A 19,910-nucleotide genomic window follows, 5' to 3' on the forward strand; every position below is an offset into this window, starting at 1 on the left:
CTGTCAGCTGTCGCCCGCCACCACCGCCGGCGTCATCCCTTCGATCTCCCGGTCGATCCGGTCGATGTACACTGCCGCCGAGATGTCACCGCTCACATTGAGCGTGGTCCGGGTCATGTCCAGGATGCGGTCGACGCCGAGGATGATGGCGATCCCCTCGGGGGGCACGCCGACCGTCGCCATGACGAGCATCATCAGGGGCAGCGAGCCGCCGGGGACGCCCGCGGCGCCGATGGCGGTCATGACGGACAGCACCACCACGATGACCTGGGAACCGAGCGAGAGATGGACGCCGAACACCTGGGCGAGGAAGAGCACCGTCACCCCCTCGAAGAGGGCGGTGCCGTTCATGTTCATGGTGGCGCCCAGCGGCAGGACGAACCCCGCGATCTTCGACTGCACTCCCAGCTCGCTCTCGGCGGTGGCAATGGAGGTCGGCAGGGTGGCCATGCTCGAGCTGGTCGAGAAGGCGGTGATGATCGGCGCCTCGATCCCCTTCCAGAACTTGAGGGGACTCATTCGACCGAAGACCTTGACCAGGAACGAGATCCCGACCGTTGCATGCAGCAGCAGGCCGATCAGGACCACGAGCACGTACATGCTCAACTGCTGCAGGATCCCCCAGCCAAACTGGGAGGTGATGACGAAGACGAGGGCGAACACGCCGTAGGGCGCGAGCTTCATCGCCAGGTTGATGATGGCGATGACCGCCTCGCCGATGCCTTCGAGGAGGGTGATGACCGGCTTGGCCTTTTCCCGCGGGATCATGGTGAGGGCCGCGCCGAAGATCAGGGAAAAGAAGATCAGCGCCAGCATGTCCATGTTGGCGGCGGCGGCCACGGGATTCCGGGGCACGATGTTCACGAAGGTGTTGATCCCGAAGTCCTGCGCACCCGCCTGGGCCAGCCCCTGCGCGCCGCCGGCGAAGCGCGCCATCAGCTCGTCACGGGTGCCGGGCGGGAGCCCCGACCCCGGCTTGATCGTGTTGACCAGCGTCAAACCGATGATGGCGGCGATCAGCGTGGACAGCGCGAAGTATCCGATCGTGCGGCCGCCGAGCCGCCCCAGCGTCTTCATGTCGCCGATGCCGGCGACCCCCACCGCAATCGATGTGAAGACGATCGGCACCACCGTCATGAAGAGCAGGCGGAGGAACACCTGCCCCACGGGATAGGCCACGTTGTCGGACACGAACGCCAGCCACGGCGCCCCGCTGAACAGGCGGTTGCAGAGCCCGCCGACGAGAGCCCCCGCCACCAGGCCGATCGCAATCTTCGTGTGCAGCTTCATGCGGGGCTCTCTCTCCGTTGGTGGGTCGGATCAGCCGGTCAGCGCGCCGGCCTTGGACTCGATGCCGCTCAGTAGCGAACGGAACGAGGCGGCAAACTTCTCCACGCCTTCCGTTTCCAGTTCATCCGTCACCCGGCGGATGTCGATGCCGGCCGTGGCGAGCGCGGCCAGCCGCGCGCCGGCGGTTGCCATCCCCTCCGCGATGCGAACGGCCGGGGCGCCGTGGTCGCGGTACGCCGCGAAGGTCTCGGGGGGGAGGGTGTTCACCGTCTGCGGCGCGATGAGCGCCTCCACGTAGTACACGTCGGAGAAGGCGGGGTCCTTGGTGCTGGTCGAGGCCCAGAGCGGTCGCTGGACTTTGGCGCCCTTCGCCGCGAGTGCCTCCCACCGCGGACCCCGGAAGACCTCCTCGAACGCGGCGTACGCCAGGCAGGCGTTGGCGATGGCAATCGTGCCGCGCAATTCGCTGTGCCCCGCCTTGTCGAGCATCGGGTCCACCTTGGTGTCGACCCGGCTCACGAAGAAGCTCGCCACCGAGGCCACCCGGTCGATCGGCTGCCCGGAGGCGGCGCGCCGCTCGAGGCCGTGCAGGTACGCCTCCATCACCTCACGGTGGCGATCCACGGAAAAGAGCAGGGTGATGTTGATGTTGATCCCGTCGGCGAGGCAGCGCTCGATGGCGCCGAGCCCTTCCGCCGTGCCGGGAATCTTGATCATGAGGTTGGGGCGATTCACCGCGGCCCAGAGGTGGCGCGCGGCCGCCTCGGATGCGGCGCCGTCGCGGGCCAGCGTGGGCGACACCTCCAGGGAGACGAGTCCGTCTGCCCCGTCGGCCGCGTCGTAGACGCCCCGGAATGCATCGCACGCCGCCTGCACGTCCGCGACGGCCAGCGCCTCGAAAATCGCCTCGGCGTCGCGGCCATCGGCGGCGAGCCGACGGATGTCGTCGTCGTAGTCCGCGCTGCCCGTAATTGCCTTCTCGAAGATCGTCGGGTTCGACGTCATGCCGCGGAGGCCGTCGCCGGCAATGAGGGCCTGCAGCTTGCCGCTCGAGAGGAGGTCCCGGGTGATGAAGTCGTACCAGATGCTCTGGCCCAGCTCAACGAGGCGGGCCAGGGGATTGTCGGTGGTCATGATGTCGCTCCCTGCGATGTGAGCAGCACACGGCGGATGGTGTCCGCCACATGGGCCGCGGTAAAGCCGAATTCCTCGAAGAGTCGCTCGCCCGGCGCCGAGGCGCCGAAGTGGTCGAGGCTCACCGCCTCGCCGACGTCGCCCAGCCAGCGGTGCCACCCGAAGGAGGTGGCGGCCTCGACGCTGACCCGCGCCCGGATGGCGGGTGGGAGGACCTGGTCCCGATAGGCAGCGGGCTGCGCGGCGAAGAGCTCCCACGATGGGAGGCTCACCACCCGCACACGGGTGCCTTCCGTGAGCAGGCGCTGCGCGGCTTCAAGCGCCACCGAGAGCTCTGATCCGGTGGCCATGACGATCGCCTGGGCACCGCCCGGCGGGTCGAACAGCACATAGCCCCCTCGGCGTACCCCGTCCGCCGAACCCAGGCTGCCCCGGTCGAGCACCGGCAGCTTCTGCCGCGTCAGGGCCAGCAGCGTCGGCCCATCCTGTCGCTGGATCGCCGCGCGCCACGCCTCCACCGTTTCGTTGGCGTCGCCCGGCCGGAGCACGACCAGGTTGGGAATGGCCCGCAGCATCGCCAGCTGTTCGATCGGCTGGTGGGTCGGGCCGTCCTCGCCGACGCCGATCGAGTCGTGGGTGCCGAGGTAGATCGTGGGGAGGCCCATCAACGCCGCCAGCCGGATCGACGGCTTCATGTAGTCGCTGAACACCAGGAAGGTGCTCCCGAAGGGACGGATCCCGCCGTGTGCCGCCATCCCGTTCATGCATGCGGCCATCGCGTGCTCGCGGATGCCCCAGTGCACGGTCTGTCCCACGGTGCCGGGGCCGAAGTCGCCGCCCAGCCCATGTGCCGTCCCCGTGCTTCCTGCTAGGTCGGCCGAGCCACCCACCAGGTTCGGCAGCGCCGCGGCCAGCACCTTGAGCGCGGCGGCGGATGCCTTGCGGGTCTCGACCGCCTTTGCCTCCACGCCGAAGACGGGCAGCTTGGCATCCCAGCCTTCAGGGAGTTTTCCGGCGAGCCACTGCGCGAATTGCGCCGCCTCGGTGGGGTAGGTGGCCGCGTAGGCCGCGCGGCGCGCCGTCCAGGCCGCCTCCACCCCCGCGCCCCGACGCGCCACCTCGCCCATGTCTGCGCGGGCAGCGTCGGGGACGAAGAACGCTTCGTCGGGCCAGCCGAGAATCGCCTTCGTCTTGCGAATCTCCTCGGCGCCGAGCGGCGCGCCGTGGGCGCCGGAAGTGTCCCGCTTGGTGGGGGCCGGATCGCCGATGACGGTTCGCAGCACGATCAGCGTGGGCCGCTCTTCCTGGGCTCCCGCATCGCGCAGGGCGGCGTCGATGGCGGCGAGGTCGTTGCCGTCGTCCACCCGGAGCACGCGCCAGCCGTACGCCTCGAAGCGGGCGCCGACATCCTCGGAAAGGGAGAGGTCGGTCCGGCCGTCGATGGTGATGCTGTTGTCGTCGTAGATGACCGTGAGCTTGCCGAGGCGCAGGTGGCCGGCCAGTGAAGCCGCCTCCGACGCCACTCCCTCCATCAGGTCACCGTCGCTCGCGAGCACCCAGGTGCGGTGGTCAACGAGGACGCCGTCCGGACGATTGAAACGGTCGGCCAGAAACCGTTCCGCCATCGCCATGCCGACGGCATTGCCGATCCCCTGGCCGAGGGGGCCGGTGGTGGTCTCCACGCCCGCGGTGTGGCCGCGCTCGGGGTGGCCAGGCGTGCGGGATCCCCACTGACGGAATTGACGGATGTCGTCGAGGGAGAGGTCATAGCCGGTCAGGTGCAGCAGCCCGTAGAGCAGCATCGACGCGTGGCCGCATGAAAGGACGAAGCGGTCGCGGTCGGCCCAGTCGGGATGACGGGGGCTGTGCTTCAGGTGCCGCGTCCAGAGCAGATACGCCGCCGGGGCCAGCGCCATCGGCGTGCCGGGGTGCCCGGAGTTGGCCTGCTCGACCGCCTCCATGGCGAGGACGCGGATGGTGTTGATGCTGGTCCACGCGACATCGGGCTGGACGGGGACGGCGGTCGGGGCGTTGGCACGAGGCGCGGCGATGTGAGGCGTCAGGACCCGACTCCGGTGTGGTGTGATGCGGTGGCGAGGCGGTGGCGTTGAACGGTCGGAAAATAACATGGGGCGCCGTGCGCCGTTACCCGCCGTCACCAACCCGGACGGGTCGCGGGGGAGCCTGGCGGGACCTTTTGGACGATCAGGGGTATGAAGGCCGTACACGCTTTTCGCATTGAACCTTTGACATCTCCCAATCCGGCAGGCATCTTGTCGCCCGTGACCCAATCCCCCCGTACCTACGAAATCCACGAAGTGGCCGAACTGACCGGGTTGGGGACGGCACGGCTTCGGGCCTGGGAGCGCCGGTACGATGTGGTGCGTCCCGAGCGCCAGGAGAATGGCTATCGGGCGTACAGCGCCGCGCAGGTGGCGCTGTTGCGGGCGTTTGCGCGGCTCGTCCGGGCGGGGGAGCGAATCGGCGACTTGGCCGCGCAGCCCCGGGACGAGGTCCTGGCCAGGGCGGAGATCGCGGTCGGCGACGAGTCACCGGTGTCCCCCTTCATCGAGGCGGTCCGCGGCTACGACCGCGCCCGCCTCGAGACGCTGGTGACCGACCGCCTCCGCCACCTCGGCCTGCAGCGGTTTGCCAGTGAGATTGTCCTCCCCCTGGCCACCCAGGTCGGCGACCTCTGGACCCTGGGGAAACTGCCGATTGCCTCCGAGCATCTGGCGAGCGAAGTCATCGTACACGCGCTCAAGGGGGCGCTCCGCGACTCGGCATGCGAAGGGCCGGTCCTCCTGGCCGCGGGCCTTCCAGGCGAACGACACGAATGGGGGCTGCTCGCCACCCTGGCGCAGGCGCAGGGCCTGGGCTGGCAGGTCCAGTATCTCGGTCCCGACCTTCCGCTGGACGAGGTCATCCAGGCCGTCTGGACCCTCCGACCGGCCGCCGTGGCGCTCAGCGCCAGCAATGTCCAGCTGCTCGAGCAGAACCTCCCCGCGCTGAACCACTTTGTGTCCCGTCTTCCCCCCGGTGTCCGGGCCGTCATCGGTGGCCGGGGCACCGTGTCCGCAGGGAACAATCTCCGCCGTCACGGGTTCGAGATGGAACTGGGGCGCGCAGCGCCCACCGTTCGCCGCTAGCGCGGCCGATCGCCGATCACCCGGCCGATTCCGGTTGACGCGGCAGTTCCAGGAGTCCACCGTGGCCACTGTCCTTGCAGAGCCCAGGCGCGCCGACGCCGGGTCCCAGGTCGCTTCCCCTGAATCATCGTCCTCCCGCGACGTGCTGGTGGTCGGCGCTGGCCTCGGCGGGCTCGCCGCCGCCGTGCGGCTCGCCGCCCAGGGCTACCGGGTCCGCGTGCTTGAACGGCACGCCACCCCGGGGGGCCGCTGCGGCCTCTGGGAGTCGGAGGGTTTCCAGTTCGACACCGGTCCCACCCTGCTCCTGATGACCGACTACCTGCGCAAGGTGTTCACGGACGCGGGGCGGAAGCTCGAGGATTACCTCGACCTGCGGCAGCTCGACCCGAACTACCGGGTCTACTACGCCGATGGCACCTCGCTGGACGTGACGAGCCGCATCAACCGGATGCTCGAAGGCGTGGAGCGGATCGAGCCGGGGGTCGGGCCGCGGTTCCTCCGCTTTCTCGCCGAGACGGCCAAGCTGTACACGATCGGGCTCGCGGCGTTCGTCGACCGCAACGTCCACCGCCGTCGCGACTTCTTCAACCTGAAGAACGGGCTGCTGCTCCTCCGCGCGCGCGCCATGGAGCGGTTGCAGAAGATGGTCGGTCGCTACTTCAAGGATGAACGCCTGCAGCAGGCGTTCAGCTTCCAGTCGCTCTACCTCGGGCTCTCGCCCTACGAGTCGCCCGCCATCTACAGCCTGCTGCCGTATACCGAAGTGGCCGGCGGTCTCTACTTCCCGATGGGCGGGATGCACGCGATTCCGCGGGCCCTCACGCGCCTCGCCGAGGAACTGGGCGTGGAGTTCGAGTTCAACACCGAGGTGTCTGCGCTTGAGCGGGACGGCAACCGGGTGAGCGGGGTCGTCCTGGCGGACGGTCGGCGCCGGGAGGCCGACATTGTGCTGGTCAACGCCGACCTGCCCTATGCCTACGAGTCGCTGCTGGGCGAGCCCTATCAGGGCATCGACCGATTCGACTTCAGCTGCTCGGCGTTCCTGATGTATCTCGGGGTGGAGGGGGAGTACCCCGACCTCCCGCACCACAACCTGATCGTGCCGAGCGATCTCCGCCGCGCCTGCGACGACATCTTCGAGCGGCACCAGGTCCCGGCCGACCCCGCGTTCTACATCTGCAATCCGAGCAAGACCGACCCGGCGCTCGCGCCCAAGAACGCCGAGAACATCTACATCCTGGTACCGGTCCCCAGCCAGGACCCGGCCCGACCCATCGACTGGGCGGTCGAGGGTCCCCGGCTTGAGGCCGGCATGCTTGAGCGCCTCGAGAAGTTCGGCCTCACGGACCTCCGCCGGCGGCTGATCACCAAGCGGATCTTCACCCCGGCCGACTTCCAGGTGCAGCTGAGCGCCACCCGCGGCGAGGCCTTCGGGCTGGCGCACGGCATTGACCAGGTCGGCTACTTCCGGCCGCACAACCGCCACGCCGAGTGCACTAACCTCTTCTTCGTGGGGCAGAGCACCCATCCGGGGTGCGGTGTGCCGATGGTGTTGATCTCCTCCCGGCTGGTGGTGGAACGGATCATGGCCGAGCAGGGGGTGGCGGCGTGATGACGGGGGCGCTGGAGCAGAGCTATGCCGCCGCGGAGCGGGTGACCGCTCACTGGGCCAAGAGCTTCTACTTTGCGAGCCGGTTCGTGCCGCTCGCAAAGCGCCGCTCCATTTTTGCGCTCTATGATTACTGCCGCTACGCCGACAATCTCGTCGACCTCCGCGGCAATCGCCCTGTGGAGGAGGTGCGCGAACAGCTCGCCGTTCTCGGTGCCACGGTGCGCGCACTCCATGGAGGGGCGGCACCCGAGTCCCCCCGCTGGCTCGCCTTCGCGGACACCCTGCGACGGCATCCCATTCCGCTCCGGCCACTGCTCGAGCTGCTCGACGGCGTCGCGACCGACCTCGATCCGGTGACGATGCGGAATTTCGCCGAGCTCGAGCGCTACTCCTACCAGGTGGCGGGCGTCGTCGGCCTGATGCTGGGCCCCGTGCTCGGCGCGGAGCGCACCGGGTTCGAGTCGAACGGCGTGCGGCTCGGCATCGCCATGCAGCTCACCAACGTGCTGCGTGATGTCGGCGAGGACCTCGCCGAGGGGCGGGTCTATCTTCCGGCTGATGAGCTCGCAGCGTTCGGGCTGGACCGGGCGGCCCTCGAACGCCGGACGGTGACCCCGGAATTCCGGCGGTTCATGGCGTTTCAGGTCCGGCGCGCGCGGCAGCACTTCGCCGCCGGCGACGCCGTGGTGGATCTCTTCCCGCCGGACGGGTCGCGGCTGACGGTGCGCCTGATGCAGCGGACCTACGCGGGCATCCTCGACGCGATCGAGCGCCACGACTACGACGTGTTCCGGGTCAGGGCGCACGTCTCCTCGCGGCGCAAGCTCGCCATCCTCGGGCGGGCGTTCTGGCAGGAGTACGCTCCCACGGTGGCCCTCCCGAGGGAGCAGTCCGTCTGAACAGCACGATGCAGCCGACCATCCCGCCGCGACGCTGGGTAGCGGCTGGATTCGAGCGATACCTCCGGCGGCTTGCCAGCCGCCACTTCGCCGCGGTGCACCTCCACTCCCCGACCGGACCGGTGGCGGAGCTGACCGAGGTGCCCACGATCTTCGTGGCCAACCACACGAACTGGTGGGACGGGTTCCTGGCCTATCTCACAGGCCGGGCGCTCGGCACCACCTTCTACGTGCTGATGGAGGCACGGCACCTCGCCCGGTATCGGTTCTTCCTCCGCGTCGGCGCGTTGCCGCTCGACCGGGCCTCTGCGCCGCGCGCCTATGCCGACCTGGAGCGCGCCCGCGGGGTCCTGGCGCCCGGGGCGGGCCTCTGGGTGTTTCCGCAGGGGGCGCGTCGGCCCGCCGCCGAACCGCTTGGGGCGCTCGAGGCGGGGGCGGCACATCTCGCACTCGGGGCCGGCGCGCCGGTCCGGATCTGCCCTGTGGGATTTCGGTACGGCTATGTCGGGGAACACCTCCCGGAGGCGTTCGCCTGGGTGGGGGAGAGTTGGATTGTCCAGCCCGGCGCCGGCGAGCGTCGGGCGCTGACGCGGGCCATCGGCGACCGACTCTCCGAGGTGCTCCGCGACCTCGATGCCGCGCGCGACCGTGAAATGTTGGAGGCGTTCCGGGTCCTGGTGCCGGGCGCTCCCTCGCTCAACAAGCGACTCGACCGCATCCGGCACCGGCTCGGATGGCTCGATGGTCCGTATGAGGAACGCAATGGTTGATTATCCCACCTGGCGGGTGCTGCACGTGCTCGGGGCCGTGCTCCTGGTCGGCAACGTGACCGTGACGGGGTTCTGGGCGGCGTTCCTCTATGCCCAGCGCACCGCACTGCCGTTCCGTCCGGTGGCGCGGGCCATCCTCTGGACCGACCTGCTCTTCACGGTCGGCGGGGCCAGCCTCCTCACCTTTTCGGGAATCCAGCTGATCCTCATCACCGAGATCCCGTTCTGGGGCACCCCCTGGCTGGTCAGGGGTGTCGCAGCCCTGGCGCTGGCCACGGTGCTCTGGCTGATCGTCCTGGTCCCCGACCAGTTTCGGCTCGAGCGGATGTCGGCGGATGACACTGCAGGGATCCGGAGGGTGTTCCTGCGCTGGAGCGTTGTGGGATGGATATCGACGGCCATCCTGTTCTACGGCCTCTGGTCGATGGTCAGCAAGCGGGGCGGCTAGCCCGGTGGCTTCTTCGGGTCGTATCGATGTAAGTATAAGAGATACAACGGCTTACATTGCAGCTATGGGTCGGATTCCTAGCGGCGATCGGGTGCCGGCGGGGCGGGGGGCTGTCGTGAAGTGGTCCCGCGTGGTAGTTTTAAGGGTTGAATTGACAACGCATTAGGCGGCCCGGATGGTCCGGACCGTGTACGACACTTCAGGCAGGGTTTGTGGCACGAACATCCAGACGACGCAGAAGTCCCAGCTCGAACGCCGCGGCGATCGCGGCCCCCTCCTTCCGCCGGTCCGCCGGTCGCTCCTACTCCGGTCATCGCGAGTGGCTCCTCGCCGAACATGGCTCGATCTGCGCCTATTGCGGCGTTGAGACGGCACCAGAGGCCATCACGCTCGATCACGTCCGGCCGCGGCGCGGGCAGGACGCCTACGACCGCCCCGACAACCTCGTGCTCTGTTGCCGCGATTGCAACGCGGCCAAGGCTGACACCCCCCTCGTCGCGTTCCTGATGCAGAAGCGCTCGCGCGGGGTCTTTCTCCTTCACTACGGCGAGCACCTCTCAGAACCGTTGAAGGAACTGGCGCGCAAGGCGTCAGAGAGGCCGATCCTTCCCGCCTAGCGGCGGGAGGCGGGGCAGGTAGGCAGAACGGAGGGTTCCCTGAGGAGCCCTCCGTTTCTTGCTTTCTGCCCCGCTGCCCCGCTGCCCCGCTGCCCCGCCTACTCGACTGCCTCCCTGACAATCCGTGCCTGCTCGGCGATATGGACTGAGGGATATCCCTCGGCCGGGCTCGCGCGGTCGGGCCGGCCGGCATAGCGAAGCGTCACCCCCTCCGGCAGCACGGCGGTGAGGCGCTCCTGCACGAAGCCCCATGCACCCATGTTCCTCGGTTCCTCCTGTGCCCACACCACTTCCCGAAGCGCCGGATAGCGGGCAAACACCGCGCGGAGCTCGTCGGCGGGGTAGGGGTAGAGCAATTCCTGTCGGACGATGGCCGGACGCTCCCCTTCCGCCGGGAGCCCCGCCAGCAACTCGTAGTACAGCTTCCCGGAACAGAGCACCAGGCGGGTGGCATCGGTGGGGCGCGTCGGGTCGTCGAGCACCGGACGGAAGGCGTCGTCGATCAGGTCCGTCAATGACGAGGCGGCGGCCGGCAACCGGAGCAGGCTCTTCGGGGTCATGATGATCAACGGGCGAATCAGCCCGTTGTGTGCCTGCTGCCGAAGCAGGTGGAAGTACTGCGCCGGCGTCGTGCAATTGGCCACCCGCATGTTGCGCTCGGCACAGAGCTGCAGGAACCGCTCGAGCCGCGCGCTCGAATGCTCCGGCCCCTGTCCCTCGTACCCATGCGGCAGGAGCAGGGTCAGGCGCGTCCGCTGCCCCCACTTGGACTGCCCCGCCGCGAGGAACTGGTCCAGGAAGACCTGGGCACCGTTGACGAAGTCGCCGAACTGCCCCTCCCACAGCACCAGCGCCTCCGGCGCGGCCACGCTGTAGCCATACTCGAAGCCCATCGTCGCCAGTTCGGAGAGCGGGCTGTTGTGGATCTCGATCGGTGCCTGCGCTCCGGAGAGCCGCTGGATCGGTGACCAGGTCTCGCCGGTCTTCACGTCGTGCAGCACGAAGTGCCGGTGGCTGAACGTGCCCCGCTCCGTGTCCTGCCCCGTCAGACGGATCGGCACTCCCTCCAGCAGCAAGGACCCCATGGCCAGCGCCTCGGCCTGGCCCCAGTCAATCCCGGCCGGTGTCGTCAGGTCCTTGCGGCGGCGTTCCAGCTGCCGGGCCAGCTTCGGATGGGCGGTGAATCCCTCCGGCCAGGTGAGCAACTCGTCGTTGAGCGCCGTCAGGAACTCCGCGGGAAGCGCGGTTTCCACGAACGGCACCTCCTCGTGGACGGTGGGCTGCCCATCGACTCGGGGCGGCGCCGCCGTCTTCATCGCCTGCTGCACATCCACCAGTCGCTGGTACGCCCCCTCCGCCTCGGCGTCCGCCTCGGCCGCGCTCAGCACGCCGTCGCTTACCAGCTGCGCCGCGTACCGGGCCCGCACCGGCAGGTGGCCCCGGATGGCTTCGTACATGATGGGCTGCGTGTACGCCGGCTCGTCGCCCTCGTTGTGGCCCCAGCGCCGGTACCCGACCAGGTCGATCAGGACGTCGCTCCGGAACTTGGCCCGGTACGCCATGGCCAGCCGCACCGCGCTCAGACACGCTTCCGGGTCGTCGGCGTTGACGTGGATAATGGCCACGTCGAACCCCTTCGCCAGGTCGGAGGCGTGCCGCGTCGAGCGGGAATCCCGCACGTCCGTGGTGAACCCGATCTGGTTGTTCGTGATGATGTGCAGCGTGCCACCCGGGTCGTATCCCGCGAGGTTGGCGAGGTTCAGCGTCTCGGACACAACGCCCTGCCCGGCGAACGCGGCGTCGCCGTGGATGATGATGGGCAGCGCCTCGGTCGGGTCGTGCTCGATGACCCGGCCCTTCCGCGATGTCTGGCGGGCGCGGGTGCGGCCGTTCACCACCGGCCCGACGAACTCGAGGTGGCTGGGATTCGGGAGGACGCTCACCCGCACCGACTTCCCGCTGGTGCTGCGGATCGCGCCTTCCGCGCCAAGATGGTATTTGACGTCGCCGGTGCCGGCGTCCGGCTCGCCCGGGTGCGCCTTGTGCCCCTCGAATTCCGCCATGATCGACTCGTAGGGCCGGCCGACGTTGTGGACCAGGACGTTCAGTCGGCCGCGGTGCGCCATCCCGATGGCCACCTCCCGCGCCCCCTGATCGGCAGCGAGGTCGTTCGCCAGGTCCAGCATCGGCACGAGGGCGTCCACCCCCTCGATGGAGAATCGCTTCTGGCCCAGGTACGCCTTGTGGAGGAACCGCTCGAAGGTCTCGACGGCGGTCAGCCGCGCGAGCAGGCGCTTCCGCTCGTCCGCGGCCAGCGGCTTCCGGTAGGTGCCGGATTCGATCGCGTTGCGGAGCCAGACCCGCTCCGCGTGATCGGAGATATGCTCCACCTCGTACGCGATCGTGCCGCAGTAGGTCTCCTTCAGGCGCGGCAACGCCTCGGCGAGGGTGTCGCCGGGGACCGCGATGCGCAGCACCCGCGACGGGATGCGGGCGAGAATGGCCGGGCTCAGGCCGAGCTGCTCAGGGTCGAGTGCCGGATCGCCGATCGGCTCGCTGCCCAGCGGGTCGAGCCGGGCGGCCAGGTGGCCATGGGTCCGGAACGCCTTGACCAGCCCCATCGCGGCGGCCACCTGTGACAGCTCATCGGGAGAGGCCGCCGAAGCCGAGGCGACCGCGCGCGCGGCCGGAGCCACGGCGGTGGTGGGCATGCCCGTGGCGGCTGGAAGGTGGAGGCTCTCCGCGATCGCCTCGTAGAACGGCTCGGTTCCCGAGAGAAACCGCTCGATGGTCCGGAGGAAGGTGCCCGATTCAGCGCCCTGGATCACGCGGTGATCGTAGGTGCTGGTGATGGTCATGACCTTGCTGATGCCCAGCTCTCGCACCCGCTCCGGCGGCACGGTGGAGAACTCCGGGGGATAGCTGATGGCGCCCACCGCGATGATGGTCCCCTGGCCCGCCATCAGGCGGGGGACGGAGGCCACCGTGCCGAGCCCCCCGGGATTGGTGAGCTGGATTGTGCCGCCGGAGAAATCGTCCGGCATCAGCTTGCTGGTGCGCGCCTTCTCGATCAGCGTTTCATAGGTCGCGTGAAACTCCGCAAAGTCCATCGTCTCGGCGGACTTGATGACCGGCACCACGAGGCCGCGCGTGCCATCCTTCCGCTCCATGTCCACCGCGATCCCCAGCCCAACCGACGGCGGGCTCACCCGATGCGGCGCGCCGTTGATCATGCTCAGCGTGTCGACCATCGAGGGGTGGGCCTTGACCGCCTGGATGATCGCGAACCCGATGAGGTGGGTGAACGAGATCTTTTCGGTCCGGCCCGCGGCCGCCAGCGCGGCGTTCAGCCGGGCACGGTGCGCCTCCAGGGAGGCAACCGGCAGTTCCCGAAAGGTCGTGGCCGTCGGGACCGTCAGGCTCTCGTTCATGTTGGCCACGAGACGTCCGGCGGGCCCCTTGAGGAGCACGGCATTGGGCGGCACAGGCTGGCCGGGAGGCGCGGCGGGGGTGGCCGGGGCCTCGGAAGCGGGGCTCGTGGCGGCCGGCTTGCCGTTCCCCGCGGCGGTGTCGACGGTCGGCGTTTCGCCGATCACGCCGCTCTCGAAGAGGCGGCGCCATTCCTCGGAGACCGCTGTGGGGTCGCGCAGGTATTCCTCGTACACAGCCTGCGCAAATCCGGCGTTGGCCGTCTCGAACACGTTCAAGTCCACGAACCGCTCCACTGCAGTGGGAAGCATGGGTCGCAGGGCCCGAAGCCCTGGACGTTGTACGGAAAGATAATCGCCCGGCCGCATGCACAGCGCGTGCATGAGATCTCCTTCCCGACGTCCCTCCTAGACACAGCCCCTCGGCCCGATGACCTTTCCTGAGTCTTCTGCCGGTGGGTCCCAATATTCAGGAGTGCGCCATGCGACACCTCTCCATCGTCACCATCTGCTCGGCAGCCGCGATCGCGCTGGCGGCCTGTGGAAGCGACACGACCAGCCCGCCCGCGGTTCTCGAAGTTGCCCTCACCCCGGTGGGGAACGGGAACGGACAGGCCGGGACGGTGGGGACCCAGTTGGTGAACAACCTCCGTGTCCTTGTCACCCGAAACAGCCTGCCACTGGCCGGGGCCTCCGTGCACTGGGCGGCGGCGATCGGGAATGGAGTGATCGCCCCTGGGGTCGGGACGACAGGTGACGATGGCATCGCCCTCGCCACCTGGACATTGCCCACGGCGAGTGGCACCCTGTCGGGAACTGCCTCGGTGGATGGTGCGGAGGGCTCGCCAGTCCTCTTGACCGCAACGGCGCTGGCGGGGCCGGCCACCAGTTTCGATCTGCTGGCGGGCAACAATCAGGTGGTGGCGGCAGGCGCGACGGCCTCGGAACCGCTCACGGTCAAGCTGCAGGACACCTACGGCAATCCCGTCGAAGGGACGACGGTCACCTGGACCGTTTTTTCCGGCACCGCGACGCTCTCCGCCTCGTCCGTCAACACCGGACCTGGCGGGACGGCATCGGTGGAAGTCACCGCCGGTGCCGTGCCCGGCGCGGTCGTGATTCGCGCAATTCCCGGGGTCGCGCTGCCAGGCGTGGATTTCGACCTGACGGTCACCCCGTAACATCGTCCCCCCCCCGCCCCGGCGGCGACATGCGCCCAGGTTCCGGGTTCCCCCCGGGGCCCTGGGCGCTCTTGATTCCCTCCACTCTCCTCGGTAACCTCCCGGGAACCCCGCGCACCTTTCCTCACAATCCCTTCGCCATGCGAATCTTTGCGCCCTTGGTCGCCGTGGTCGTTGCCGCAGCGCTGGCCGCCTGCGAGCCGCCGACCGGTGCGGCCGTCATCGGCTACGCCTTTCCACGGGACGGCCAGCGCGCTGCGCTCGTGGCGGCGGCAGCCCTCCCGTCGGATACGACCCTGGGCGCCATCCGGGTTGTGGGCGACTGGGACTCTGGGGGCACCGAGTCTACCGTGGAAATCGCGCGGGCGCGCCGGTTGGTGGCATTGCCCGGGGTCATGGGTGTCGTCGGTCACGCCGGCAGCAGGGGCACCCTGATCACGGCGCCCATCTACAGCGACGCGGGCGTTCCGCTCGTGGTGCCGACCGCCACCAGTGGCCGGCTCTGGGAGCTCGGGGAGTGGATCTTCCCCCTGGCGCCGACCGACTCCATCGAGGCGGCGTTCCTGGGGGAGGCCGCGGTCGACGGGCTGAAGGCGTCCCGGATTGCGATCTACTTCGTGAACACCGCCTATGGTGCCGGGATTCGGGCCGAACTGCGCCGTTGGCTCGCCACCAGAAACCTGCAGCCGGTGGATGAAGTGCCGTACGTGATCGGTTCCGACCTCCAGACACTGGTCGAGGCGTCATTGCAGCGGAGCCGGCCCGATCTCGTTGTCCTGGTCGGCCGCCGGATCGAGGTGGCCCAGATGGCCGCCATCGTCTTCGAGCATGACCCGTCGATCCGCCTCCTGGCAGCCGACGGTGCCTACGACCAGCTTCCGGATCTGATGCTGGCCGCGGGCGCCGCTGCCGACTCCCTGTACCTCACCACCTTCTGGGTGGCGGATACGACGGTCCCCGTGCAGCGTGACTTCATCCGGCGCTACCGCCTCGAAACCGGCCGTGAACCAGCGGCCTTCGAGGCGATGCGGTATGACGCCGTCATGGTGCTCGCCCAGGCAATCCGTGAGGTGGGCCCCGATCGTGCCGCGGTGCGGGACTGGCTGCGCTCGCTGGGCGGCGATCGGCCACCGTACCAGGGAGTGACCGGCGACATCAGTTTCCGCCGGGGCGCCCGCCACAATCTCGTCCTGGTCCGCCTCCGGGATGGCGTGCCTGTCACGGTGCCCGAAGCGGGAGTCTGGTAATGGCCACCGGCAACTACCCTGTAGCCCCCCGATGGCGGCGAGCGCTCAGCATCCGGACGCTCTTCCTGTTCCTGGTGGGGATGGTGGGGCTGTACGTGCTCGGCGTGTCCATCTTCCTCGCGGCACGCATGCATCCCGGGGCGGTGCTGCTGCGGAGGGACACCGAACCGGTGGTCGAGCTCTTCGGGGTGCTCAATGCCCGATCCCAGCGGCTTGAGGCCGAGGTGCGCGACCTGCAGGGGCTCGTGGCGCTGGGCCCGCCAGGATATCCCGCCTCGCTGAATCGCCTTCGGGAGCAGCTGGCGGAGGCCCCGGACGAACGCAGCACGCGCGCGTTTACGGCAGTCCCGGAGGCAATGCGCACCGCCATGGCCACCGCCGATGAGGCGATTGCGCAGCTGGAGAGCGGGGCGCTCGAAGTGGTGAGCCTGCTGGAGCTCGGCCGCTACGAGGCCGCGGCCGCGCGCATGATGTCGGTCAACGTGCTGGTGGGCGAGATGAACCGGCACCTGGCGGAGGCGGAACGGCGCGGTCTCTCCGACCTGGTGCGTCGCGAGGATGAACTTTCCCACGCCACGGGGCAGGCGCTGCGCGCCGTGATCATCTGGCTGGTGATCGGTCTCTTCTTCCTGCCCACCGTGCTGCTCCTGGCGTATCGCCGGCTGGGCACGCCGCTGCGGGACCTCGAAGAGGGGCTGACCCAGGTCGCCGAAGGGGACCTGCATGCGCAGGTCCCCGTCCGCCACGCCGATGAGATTGGGCGTCTTGCCGACCACTTCAATCACATGACCTCGGTGCTTCGGGAGCGGGCGGAGGAACAGGGGCGGTTCGCGGCGGCGGGAGAACTCATCGCCGGTGTCGCCCACGAGGTGAACAATCCGCTGATGGCCATCTCCGCGATCGCCCAGCAGCGCCTCGAGGACGACGACCTCCGCCCCGACGACCGACAGGACCTCACGCAGATCCTTCGCCAGTCGCGACGCGCAGGCAAGCTGCTGTCGGGCCTCCTCCGCTTCGCGCGGAGCGGGAGCGAGCCCCGGGCCGAGACCGCGAATCTCGGGAAGGTGCTGCGCGAGGCGATCGATCTCGTGTCGTACCAGTTCGGCGTCGCCGAAATCACCCTCGACGCCGGCATCGATCCCGACCTCCCGCGGGTCTATGGGGATCCCGCACGCCTCGAACAGGTGTTCGTGAACCTCCTCAGCAACGCGGTGCACGCCGTCCGCCAGGTGGCCCCGCCGAGACGAATCACCATTGCGAGCGGAGCCGATGCCGACGCTGTCTGGCTGACGCTCTCCGACAACGGCCCCGGCATCCCGGCCGGGCTCCACCGGCGGCTCTTCCGGCCGTTCGTGACCACCAAGGGTCGGCAGGGGACCGGGCTCGGGCTCTACATCTCACGCCAGATTCTGCGGGATGCGGGGGGAGAGATCGAAGCCGATGAGGCACCGGAAGGGGGGGCGCGGTTCAAGCTTAGGTTCCGCACCGCCGGAGAGGGCGACTGGCTCATTACTCCGCGCGACCAGGTGCGGCCCGGCCTGCCAGCCACGCTGGAGGGAGTGCGGATCCTGCTCGTCGACGATGAAGCGGCGCTCCGTCGGCCGATCGCGCGATTCCTGGCGCGGCGCGGCGCCGCCGTGGAGGAGGCGGGTGACGGCATCGACGCCCTGGACCGGATTGCGGCGTCGCAGGGGAAGTTCGACGTGCTGCTGGCCGACCTGCGCATGCCGCGGATGGACGGCGTGGCCCTCCACGCCGAGCTGCGGAACCGCTATCCGGCGCTGGCCGACCGGGTCGTCTTCCTGTCCGGCGACCTCTCCCACCTGACGAGCGGGTCCCACACGAGGCGGGCGGGAGAGAGCACCATTCCCGCCGACCGCATCCTCCTCAAGCCGGTGTCGCTGGAGGAGGTGGAGACGCGGCTGCTCCAGGTGGTGCAGCAGGCGCCACCGGCTGGCTGAGCGGTTGCCAGCCGGCCAACTCACTCCTCACCCGACCCTCATCCCAGTTCAGTTCCCGACCGAGCAGCGCGGCGACCTTCGGCGCCGCCTGCGCGCCGTGATCGGTGGTCTCGTAGTGCAGGTGGATGCGCCGGACCAGCACATCGTCGATGTGGGTGGCCAGTTCGCGGCGGGCGTGGTGGACGACCTCCGCTTCGATGGCGGGGTGGTCGGGGTGCAGGCGCTCCAGCAGGCCCCGCTCGAGGCGGCCGAGATTGCAGATCGCCGCGGCCTCGGTTCCATAGTGGCGCAGGAGGTGGTCGGCCGTCTCGGCGCCGAGGCCGAGGTCGAGCATCGTCTGCCGCATCGGGTCAAGATCGGCGGCCTCGCCGCCGGGGAGCGGCTCGGTGTCGGTGGGGGCCCGGGAGGGGCGCGGGCGGCCTTCCCGTCGCGTCAGTTCCGCGGCCACCTCGTCGACAAGTTCCGCCGCCATGGAGCGATAGGTGGTCAGCTTCCCGCCGGCGATGGTCAGCATGCCCCCCGGTCCCCGTCGAATGACGTGTTCCCGGCTCACCGAAGACGCGGTGCCGGGCTCGCCGGAGTCGATGAGCGCGCGGACACCGGCCCAGCTCGAGACTACGTCCTCCTCCGTCAGGTGGGCCTGGGGAAAGCAGGCGTTGGCCGAGCGGAGGAGGTAGTGTACATCGTCCTCGCTCGGCGCGGCCGCTTCGGGAGGGCCGGGCTCGTCGGTGTCGGTGGTGCCGATGTAGGAGAACTCGCCCCAGGGGAGGACGAACATCACGCGGCCGTCGATGGGGCTGGTCAGGGTGACGGCCGCGGTGTGTCCGATCCGCTCGCGGCGCACCATCACGTGGGCCCCTCGGGTGCGGCGGAGCATCGGCTTGGCGCCGGGGTCCTCGAGCCGGCGGATGCCGTCGGTCCATGGCCCGGTCGCGTTCACCACCACCGCGGCGCGGATCTGCCCCTGGCGCATGTACTCGTCCTCGACGACCGCCCCGCGGACTTCGCCCCCGCTCCGTTCGAGGCCGATCACCCGGGTGTAGGTCGCCAGGTCGGCGCCGTGCAGCATCGCCGAGCGGGCCGTCGCGATGACGAGGCGGGCATCATCGCACTGCGCGTCGTAGTACCGCGCCCCGCCGACCAGTCCCCGCTCGCGCAGCATCGGCTCCTGGGCGAGGAGGGCGCGCTTGCCGAGGATGCGGTGTCGGCGCACATTCCGAAGCGGGGCCAGCAGGTCGTAGAGGAACATCCCGGCGGCCAGCTTCCAGAGCGGCACCCGGTCGCCCTTATGGACCGGGAAGACAAAGGGCAGCGGTCGCACCAGGTGCGGGGCGATGGTGAGGAGGGTCCGGCGCTCTCGCGTAGCTTCCCGGACCAGGTGAAATTGCCCCTGTTCGAGGTAGCGCAGGCCGCCGTGGATGAGACGGCTGGACAGCGAGCTGGTTCCCGAGGCGAGATCCCGGGCTTCAATGAGTGCCGTGCGGAATCCCCGCATGGCGGCGTCCCGGGCGATTCCCGCGCCGGTAATGCCGCCCCCGATGACGAGCAGGTCGTACGGCCGTGCCGTCAGCCGGTCCAATGTCGCACAGCGGAAGGAAACGTTACGAGTGTCCATGGCTTCCGAGGGGCGGCTTCCCCTGCCCAGTACCTGGTTTACGTGGCACGATTACCTCATTCGTCCGGGGATGCGCGTACTCGATCTTGCGTGTGGCACGGGCCGGCACAGCCTGGCCGCCGCGGCGCGGGGGGCCGAGGTGACCGCCTGGGACCGGAGCGCCGCCAAGCTCGAGGAAGGGCGCGCAGCGGCGGCGGCGCGCGGCGTCCAGGTCGACTGGCAGGAGGTCGACCTCGAGGGCGACTGGCCGGCGGTTCCGCCTTTTGATGCCGTTCTCCAGTTCAACTATCTTGACCGGGAGCGCATGGCGCGCGTCCTGGACGCGCTGGCCCCCGGTGGCACGCTCATCATGGAGACGTTCCTGACCACCCAGCGGGATCTTGGCTGGGGGCCGACCAATGAAAAGCACCTGCTGGGCCGGGGAGAACTGGCCCAGTTGATCACGCCGCTGGAGGTCCTCCACGGCCGCGAGGTGCTCGAACCGGTGGACGTGGAGCGCTGGCGCGCGGTCGCGAGTGTCGTGGCCCGCCGGCGCCCTGACGAACCTTAAACAGACGAA

15 protein-coding genes are annotated in these 19,910 nt (G+C 69.3%); 10 read left to right on the top strand and 5 right to left on the bottom strand.

All coding sequences use genetic code 11. The annotated features are described in order from the left end of the window. Positions 1-3: 3 nt before the first annotated feature. The 3 genes from R2910_07560 to tkt are packed head-to-tail and all read right to left on the bottom strand — an operon-like array spanning position 4 to position 4,553. Positions 4-1,290: a dicarboxylate/amino acid:cation symporter gene (locus R2910_07560; protein MEZ4412820.1), complete on the bottom strand. Its 1,287-nt coding sequence runs from the start codon at positions 1,288-1,290 to the stop codon at positions 4-6. Positions 1,291-1,320: 30 nt separating this feature from the next. After that, positions 1,321-2,424: a transaldolase gene (gene tal, locus R2910_07565; GenBank protein ID MEZ4412821.1), complete on the bottom strand. Its 1,104-nt coding sequence runs from the start codon at positions 2,422-2,424 to the stop codon at positions 1,321-1,323. Beyond that, the gene (gene tkt / locus R2910_07570; protein MEZ4412822.1) at positions 2,421-4,553 is read right to left on the bottom strand and encodes a transketolase; all 2,133 of its coding nucleotides are present in this window, start codon (positions 4,551-4,553) and stop codon (positions 2,421-2,423) included. The genes tal and tkt overlap by 4 nt, the downstream gene beginning before the upstream one ends. Before the next feature lie 153 nt (positions 4,554-4,706). Here tkt and R2910_07575 point away from each other — a divergent pair, with 153 nt between their 5' ends. From R2910_07575 to R2910_07600, 6 genes are all read left to right on the top strand, one after another. Beyond that, on the top strand, positions 4,707-5,573 hold the full coding sequence (locus R2910_07575; GenBank protein ID MEZ4412823.1) for a MerR family transcriptional regulator: 867 nt from the start codon (positions 4,707-4,709) through the stop codon (positions 5,571-5,573). Positions 5,574-5,634: 61 nt separating this feature from the next. After that, positions 5,635-7,185 carry a phytoene desaturase family protein gene (crtI, locus tag R2910_07580; protein MEZ4412824.1) on the top strand — a complete coding sequence of 517 codons (1,551 nt, stop codon included), beginning with the start codon at positions 5,635-5,637 and terminating at the stop codon, positions 7,183-7,185. Continuing rightward, entirely contained in the window at positions 7,185-8,084 is a 900-nt protein-coding gene (locus R2910_07585) for a phytoene/squalene synthase family protein (protein MEZ4412825.1), read from the top strand. The genes crtI and R2910_07585 overlap by 1 nt, the downstream gene beginning before the upstream one ends. A gap of 8 nt (positions 8,085-8,092) precedes the next feature. Beyond that, positions 8,093-8,854, top strand: a complete 762-nt coding sequence (locus R2910_07590) for a lysophospholipid acyltransferase family protein (GenBank protein MEZ4412826.1) — start codon at positions 8,093-8,095, stop codon at positions 8,852-8,854. Beyond that, positions 8,847-9,302: a DUF2269 family protein gene (locus R2910_07595; GenBank protein ID MEZ4412827.1), complete on the top strand. Its 456-nt coding sequence runs from the start codon at positions 8,847-8,849 to the stop codon at positions 9,300-9,302. Before R2910_07590 ends, R2910_07595 begins: the two co-directional genes overlap by 8 nt. Positions 9,303-9,514: 212 nt before the next feature. Next, positions 9,515-9,919 (top strand): HNH endonuclease signature motif containing protein, encoded by a 405-nt coding sequence (locus tag R2910_07600; GenBank protein MEZ4412828.1) that lies wholly within the window; start codon positions 9,515-9,517, stop codon positions 9,917-9,919. 98 nt (positions 9,920-10,017) lie between these two features. Here the strand turns inward: R2910_07600 and R2910_07605 are convergent, their stop codons facing one another. Further along, entirely contained in the window at positions 10,018-13,659 is a 3,642-nt protein-coding gene (locus R2910_07605; protein MEZ4412829.1) for a multifunctional oxoglutarate decarboxylase/oxoglutarate dehydrogenase thiamine pyrophosphate-binding subunit/dihydrolipoyllysine-residue succinyltransferase subunit, read from the bottom strand. Between the two features lie 170 nt (positions 13,660-13,829). Between R2910_07605 and R2910_07610 the strand changes: the two genes are divergently transcribed. The 3 genes from R2910_07610 (at position 13,830) to R2910_07620 (ending at position 17,736) form a co-directional block, all read left to right on the top strand. After that, a complete protein-coding gene (locus tag R2910_07610; GenBank protein MEZ4412830.1) occupies positions 13,830-14,528 on the top strand; it encodes an Ig-like domain-containing protein in 699 nt (232 codons plus the stop codon). A gap of 140 nt (positions 14,529-14,668) precedes the next feature. Continuing rightward, positions 14,669-15,775, top strand: a complete 1,107-nt coding sequence (locus R2910_07615; protein MEZ4412831.1) for a branched-chain amino acid ABC transporter substrate-binding protein — start codon at positions 14,669-14,671, stop codon at positions 15,773-15,775. After that, positions 15,775-17,736, top strand: a complete 1,962-nt coding sequence (locus tag R2910_07620) for an ATP-binding protein (protein ID MEZ4412832.1) — start codon at positions 15,775-15,777, stop codon at positions 17,734-17,736. Before R2910_07615 ends, R2910_07620 begins: the two co-directional genes overlap by 1 nt. Here R2910_07620 and glpD read toward each other — a convergent pair. Next, the gene (gene glpD, locus R2910_07625) at positions 17,663-19,351 is read right to left on the bottom strand and encodes a glycerol-3-phosphate dehydrogenase (protein ID MEZ4412833.1); all 1,689 of its coding nucleotides are present in this window, start codon (positions 19,349-19,351) and stop codon (positions 17,663-17,665) included. The genes R2910_07620 and glpD overlap by 74 nt on opposite strands. Here glpD and R2910_07630 point away from each other — a divergent pair. Further along, on the top strand, positions 19,350-19,901 hold the full coding sequence (locus R2910_07630; protein MEZ4412834.1) for a class I SAM-dependent methyltransferase: 552 nt from the start codon (positions 19,350-19,352) through the stop codon (positions 19,899-19,901). The two genes, glpD and R2910_07630, sit on opposite strands and share 2 nt — an antisense overlap. The last annotated feature ends 9 nt before the right edge of the window (positions 19,902-19,910 follow it).

This window comes from Gemmatimonadales bacterium, assembly GCA_041390145.1.
GTDB lineage: Bacteria > Gemmatimonadota > Gemmatimonadetes > Gemmatimonadales > GWC2-71-9 > SPDF01.